The organism is Geodermatophilus sp. YIM 151500 (genome assembly GCF_025716945.1).
Lineage (GTDB): Bacteria > Actinomycetota > Actinomycetes > Mycobacteriales > Geodermatophilaceae > YIM-151500.
In genome coordinates, this window is record NZ_JAOVZT010000029.1 from 1 (window position 1) to 5,985 (window position 5,985).

4 protein-coding genes are annotated in these 5,985 nt (G+C 73.3%); 2 read left to right on the plus strand and 2 right to left on the minus strand.

Annotated features, from left to right (window positions below; translation table 11 throughout):
- Together OF117_RS21930 and OF117_RS21935 are read right to left on the minus strand one after the other, a co-directional pair.
- On the minus strand, positions 1–538 hold a 538-nt coding region (locus OF117_RS21930; RefSeq protein WP_263554984.1), incomplete at its 3' end, for a serine/threonine-protein kinase.
- Between the two features lie 229 nt (positions 539–767).
- Positions 768–4,250 carry an ABC transporter transmembrane domain-containing protein gene (locus OF117_RS21935; RefSeq protein ID WP_263554985.1) on the minus strand — a complete coding sequence of 1,161 codons (3,483 nt, stop codon included), beginning with the start codon at positions 4,248–4,250 and terminating at the stop codon, positions 768–770.
- Positions 4,251–4,463: 213 nt separating this feature from the next.
- Here OF117_RS21935 and OF117_RS21940 point away from each other — a divergent pair, with 213 nt between their 5' ends.
- Together OF117_RS21940 and OF117_RS21945 are read left to right on the plus strand one after the other, a co-directional pair.
- Positions 4,464–5,111, plus strand: coding sequence for an FHA domain-containing protein (locus OF117_RS21940; RefSeq protein WP_263554986.1), 648 nt, complete (start codon positions 4,464–4,466; stop codon positions 5,109–5,111).
- Between the two features lie 218 nt (positions 5,112–5,329).
- Entirely contained in the window at positions 5,330–5,815 is a 486-nt protein-coding gene (locus OF117_RS21945) for a PepSY domain-containing protein (protein WP_263554987.1), read from the plus strand.
- Positions 5,816–5,985: the final 170 nt, after the last annotated feature.

The window sequence follows — 5,985 nt, forward strand, 5'->3', positions numbered from 1 at the left end:
ACAGGTCGGCCGTGCGCTTGGTGAGGCCGAAATCCGTGAGGTAGAGGTGGTCGCCGAGCACGGACCGGGTGCGCTGGGTCTGCTGCGAGCGTTCGCGGGCGGCGACGAGGATGTTGCCCGGCTTGACGTCGCGGTGCACGAGCCCGGCCCGGTGGGCCGTGTCCAGGGCGTCGCCGATCTGGGCGAACAGTCGCAGCGTCCGGTGCAGGGGCAGCCGGCCGCCCTCGTCGGCCAGCACACCCTTGAGGTCGCTGCCGACGACGTACCGCATCGCGATGAACAGCTGGCCCTCGGCCTCACCGGCCTCGTAGATCGGCACGATGTTCGGGTGGTCCAGCGACGCCGCCAGCCGCGACTCCCGCATGAAGCGCTGCCGGAACTCCTCGTTGTCGGCGAACTGCGGGGGGAGCAGCTTGAGGGCGACCTTGCGGCCGAGCCGCAGGTCCTCCGCGCGGTAGACCACCGCCATGCCACCGCGGCCGATGAGGGACTCGATGCGGTAGCCGGCGATCTCGGCGCCCGGGAGCTGGGTGGTCATCGGCACCCCGTCGGCCCGCCGGCCCGCGGTGAGGCGTCGGCGAGACGGATGTCCTGGCGGTCTCGGCGGCGGTGACAGGTCATGGGCACTCCGGAAGGCCGCGGCACGCAGCCGGAGCCGCGGGAGGAGGCTGCTCGGGGAACCCCATGCAAGCCCCGCCACCAGGGCGTGTCAACCGATTCGGAGCTCCCGTCGCCCGGAGCCCGTCGCGACCGCCCTGCCCGACGGGTCACGGCACGCGGAGGCGCTGGGCGGCGTCGAGCAGGTCCAGGGCCGGGCGCAGCTTCGGCGCCCGCAGCTGGCACCAGCTCCGGACGGCCAGTCGTGCCAGCGTCAGCGTCCGGTACGCGGCGACCCGCGCGAGCAGGACGTCGGGCTCGTCCGTACCGCTCTGGCGCACGTACTCGCTCACGAAGGCCGACTCGAGGGACTCGCCGCCGTCCGCGCCGACGCGGGCCGGGTCGTGGGCCCGGCGGACGGCGACGGCGAGGTGCCCGGTGAACTGGCCGAGGTCCAGGGCCGGCTCCGCGAGGCACACGGTGTCGAAGTCGACCAGTGCGGTGCTGGGACCGTCGAAGAGGACCTGCGACGCGTCGAAGTCGCCGTGGGCGACACCGACCGGTCCCGGCGGGTCCAGGACGAGGTCGCCGACGGGCCCGAGGTGGCCCCGCAGCGACGCGGCGAGCGCGGGGGCCAGCTGGGCGAGACGGTCGACGGCCGCCCGCACGTCGTCGAGCTCACCGGCGAGGGTGCGCGGAGGCCCGACCGGGATGGACGACCGGTGCAGGGCGGCGGCGATCCGGGCACAGGCGACCACCGCCCCCTCCGGGGAGGCGCCGGGGGCCCCCTCCCGGATCAGCCCCGGCAGCAGCGGCGACCCGGGCACCGCCTCGAGAAGCGTCAACCGCAGGTCGGGGAGGTAGGCCTGGAAGCGGGGGACCAGGAACGGCAGGGCGGGGCCCGACCCGTCCAGCATGTGGTCGCGGAGGGCGCTCACGGCCGGACCGACCAGCTGCCCCCGACCGTCCCCGTGCACCTTGCCGTAGAGGACCTGCTTGAGGCTGCGACTGCTGGTCGGCAGGCGCCAGGCCAGCTCGTACCGGAGCACGCAGCTGCCCTTCCCGTAGCGGACCACCTGGGCCCGGCAGCCCTGGAGGACCAACCCCGACACCGAGCTGGTCAGCAGCGGCCCGAGCATCGCGACGAGCTCCGGGGGATCGGTGGCGAGCACCAGGGCCGGCAGCTCGGGGTCGAGCGGGAACGCGTGCAGCACCAGGCGCAGGTCGCGCACCAGCAGCGCGGGTCGGCTGAAGGCTGCCAGGTCGTCGCGGCCGTCCAGGCGGTCGGCCAGACCGTCGACGCGCGACAGCCAGTCCTCGGCGGCCTCCACCGTCGGGAACATCCGGCCTGCGACGACGTGCTCGAGGGTCTGCATCGATCCGCGCCGTCGCAGCTCCAGCCGGTACTGCACGGTGGCCCCGTCCCCGGGCTCGACGAGCGCCTTGCCGGGCGCGCAGGCCAGCAGCGCCCAGTCGTCGGCGATCATGCCCTGGAGGCGGGGGGCCATCGCCGAGCCGGACAGCGCCTCGGCCAGACCGGGCAGCGCCCGGTTCAGGGCCGGGGAGCGGAGGGGGTCGAGGTCGTCCCCGCCCGGCGGGCGGCGATCACCGGGCGGCGGACGGCGGATGGCGGGGATCCAGCCGGTGAGTGCGAGGTATTCGTCCCTGGACGCCGGTCGTGGCATCGCCTGGAGGAGGGCGGTGTCGATCATCCGGGTCTCGGCCGGTGCGGCCTCGTCGAGCTCCAGTTCGAGCTCGGCCTCGAGCGAGGACAGGGCGCTGGTCGGCTCTTGGACCGGGGCAGCGGCGGTGGGGGAGACGACCGCGGGCTCCTCGGGCGCGGCGGCCACGGCCTCGCCGAACTGCCGGGCGTGCAGCTCGGCGTAGAGCCCGCCGCTCGCGAGCAGGTCGGCGGGGCTGCCCTCCTCCAGGATCCGGCCGGCCGAGATCACCAGGACCCGGTCGACCGCCCGGATCAGGTTGAGGTCGTGCGACACGATGATCGTGGACCGGTCGCGGGACAGCGTCTGCAGCGCCTCGGCCACCAGCGCGGCGGACTCGGCGTCCAACCCCGTCGTCGGCTCGTCCATGATCAGGATGGGGGCGTCGCGGATGAAGGCGCGGGCGATGGCCAGGCGCTGCCGTTGCCCGCCGGACAGCGTCGCGGCGCGCTCGCCCAGGACGGTGTCGTACCCGTCGGGCATCGCCGTGATGAAGTCGTGCGCGTTCGCCAGCCGGGCCGCCCGTACGACGTCCTCGGCCGTGGCCCCCGCCCGGCCGTAGGCGATGTTCTCGGCCACCGTGCCGCGCAGCAGGATCGTCTCCTGGAGCACCATGCTGATCCGCGCCCGCAGGGACTCGATGGTGAACTCGCGGATGTCGTGGCCGTCGACGAGGACGGCGCCGGCATGCGGGTCGTAGAGCCGCGGCAGGAGCTGGGCGATCGTGCTCTTGCCGGCACCGCTGTGCCCCACCAGCGCCACGGCCTCCCCGGGGGCCATCCGGAAGTTCACCGCCTCCAGCGCCAGCCGCGCGCCCGGGCGGCCGGGACCGTCGTCGGACGACGACTGGTAGGCGAAGCTGACGTCGCGGAACTCGATCTCGCCGCGGAGCAGGGGCGCCGGACGCGCGTCCGGTGCGTCGACCACCGTGGGCTTGCGCTCGAGCAGTTCGCCGACCCGCTCCACGCTGGCGTAGACGCTGGCGACCCGGTTCCAGTGCTTGATGATCTTCCGGAGCGGCTTGAACATGTTCTGGATCAGCAGGATGAACGCGATCAGCTCACCGGGGTCGAGCCTCTCCGACGTCACCAGCCGGGCACCCAGCAGGATGACCACGGCGATGCCGACGGCCTCCACGACCGCGACCGTGAAACCGAAGAAGGCCTCCAGCCGCGCCGTGCGCAGGATGGCGTCGCGCGCCGCCCGGCTCTGCCGCGCGAACTTGCGCTCCTCCAGCTCGGCCTGGCCGTACACCTGCACCAGGCTGATGGTCGACAGCATCTCCTGGGCCGTGGATGCAAGCTCCCCCTCGCTGGCCCGCAGCCGCTTGGAGGCGGCCTTGATCCGCCGGGTGAAGACGTTCGAGACCACCGTGAGCACGGGCACGATGACGAGGGCGAGCAGGGCGACCTGCGGTGACTTCCAGAACAGGTAGCCGAGCGTCGCCGCGAGGACCATCCCGCTGCCCACGATCTCGGCGACGGAGCCCTCGACGAAGTCCTCCATCGCCTTGACGTCGCCGGTCAGCCGGGTGAGGACGTCACCGGTGCTGCGTCGGAGGTGGAAGGCGAGCGGCAGCCGCTGCAGGTGCGAGAAGAGCGCGCCGCGCAGGTTGAACCCCAGCGTCCGCCCGGCTTTGGCCAGGTTGATCTCCGCCAGCGACGCCGACGAGCTGTTCACCGCGGTCACGAGGACGACGGCCGCCGCGATGACCGGGATGGTGGCCTCGACCGTCGGCCTGATCCCGACCAGGTTCACCCGCTGGTCCTCGACGAGGAAGTCGGTCAGCTGCTCGATCAGGGCGGGTACGGCGACGGCGGTCGCCGCCTCCAGCGCCATCAGCCCGAAGGCGAAGCCGAAGAACCGACGCTGTCCGACGGTGAAGCGCAGGAACATCCTCAGCGTGCGGCCGAGGTCGCTGCCGCCTCTCATGACGGGCCGTCGCCCGCGCCGGGATGACCTACGGTGCCGTGGTCCTCGGGAAGAGCAGCCATCCGCGCCTCGCGTCGTAGGTTCCACCTCCCGGCCGCCGCCGAGGTGGCGACGGGCGGGACCGGGACGGTCAGCCTAGTGGCGATCCGGGCGGCGGGGACCCTCGCGAACAGCCCCTTCCGCGCCGTAGCGTGGAGAAATGCGGGGTGGGCGATGACCGGCCCGGGCGGGGACGGCGTGCGGTGGGCCCGCGCCGAGGGCTCGGTGCTGGTCTACCGGGACGACACCGGGGCCCAGCGGTTCTTCCCCCTTGAGGGGAAGACCTCGCTGACCATCGGGCGCGGCTCCGGGTGCGACGTCCGGTTGCCGTGGGACGAGCGGGTGTCCCGGGTGCACGCCGGGCTCGACCTCGTCGGGCCCGACTGGACCCTCGTCGACGACGGCCTGTCGCGCAACGGCACGTACCTCAACGGGGACCGGCTCAACGGCCGGCGCCGCTTGCGCGACGGCGACACGTTCGTGCTCGGCTCGACGTCGTTCCGCTTCCACGACACCAGCCGGGGGTCCACCCAGCTGACCAAGGTGGGTGAGCAGCTGGTCACCGCGGCCTCGCTGTCCCCGACCCAGCGGCAGATCGTCACCGCGCTGTGCCGGCCGTACAAGCACGAGGACCCGTACGCCACCCCGGCGTCCAACCAGCAGATCGCCGACGAGCTCTTCCTCAGCGTCGACGCGGTGAAGACCCACCTGCGGACGCTGTTCCAGAAGTTCCAGATCGAGGACCTGCCGCAGAACCAGAAGCGCGTGAAGCTGGTGGAACGCGTCCTGGGGCTGGGCATCGTCAGCCGCAGGGACCTCTGACCCTCGGCGGGAACGACTCCCCGCCGCAGCCCCCACCGCGCCGCCCTGCCCGGTTCCCGGGCCGCGCCTCACGCGCAGGTGTGCGGCACCGACGCCCAGGTGGCGGTCTTCCGCCACCCAGGGTGCCTGTCGACGGTGCCCGCGGGACCCGACCCTTCTTGCACGGCATCCGCCGGGTCATCCGGACCCGGGCAGCCCGACCAGGAAGGACCACGGACATGCTTCGTTCGGCGAACCGGCGGCGGGTCATCGGGATCGCGCTGGCCGTCTCTGCGGGCGTCGGCGTCGGACTGGGTGCGCCCAACCTGTGGGACGGGGCGCAGGCGGACCGGCTGCAGCTCCCCCGCGTCCAGGCGGCTCCGGTGAACCCGGCGGGTCCGGCGGACCCGTCGGCCCAGACCGACCCGTCGGCCCAGAGCGACCCGTCGGCCCCGAGCGACCCGTCGGCCCAGTCGGACCCGGCCGGTCCCGGCACCGAGACGTCCCCGCCCGCCCCGCTGACCCTCGACCAGGCCAAGACGGTCGCCGCCGACTACGCCCCCGGCCAGGTCGTCGAGGTGGACCAGGACACCGAGCCCACGGGCCTGCAGTACGACGTGACGCTGCTGCACGAGGACGGCACCGTCACCAAGGTTGAGGTGGACGCCACCACCGGCCAGGTCGTCAGCAGCAAGCGCGACAACGACTTCTGGGACTGGGACTGAGCCGGTACCCCGACCAGCGACCACAGAGCGACACCAACCGAGCAGCAGAGCAACCAGGAGTGAGGAGCACAGTCATGGGTTCGGTCCGCGTGGCCCTCGCGGGGGTGGGCAACTGCGCCGCGTCCCTGGTGCAGGGCGTCGAGTACTACCGGGACGCCGAGCCGGGCATC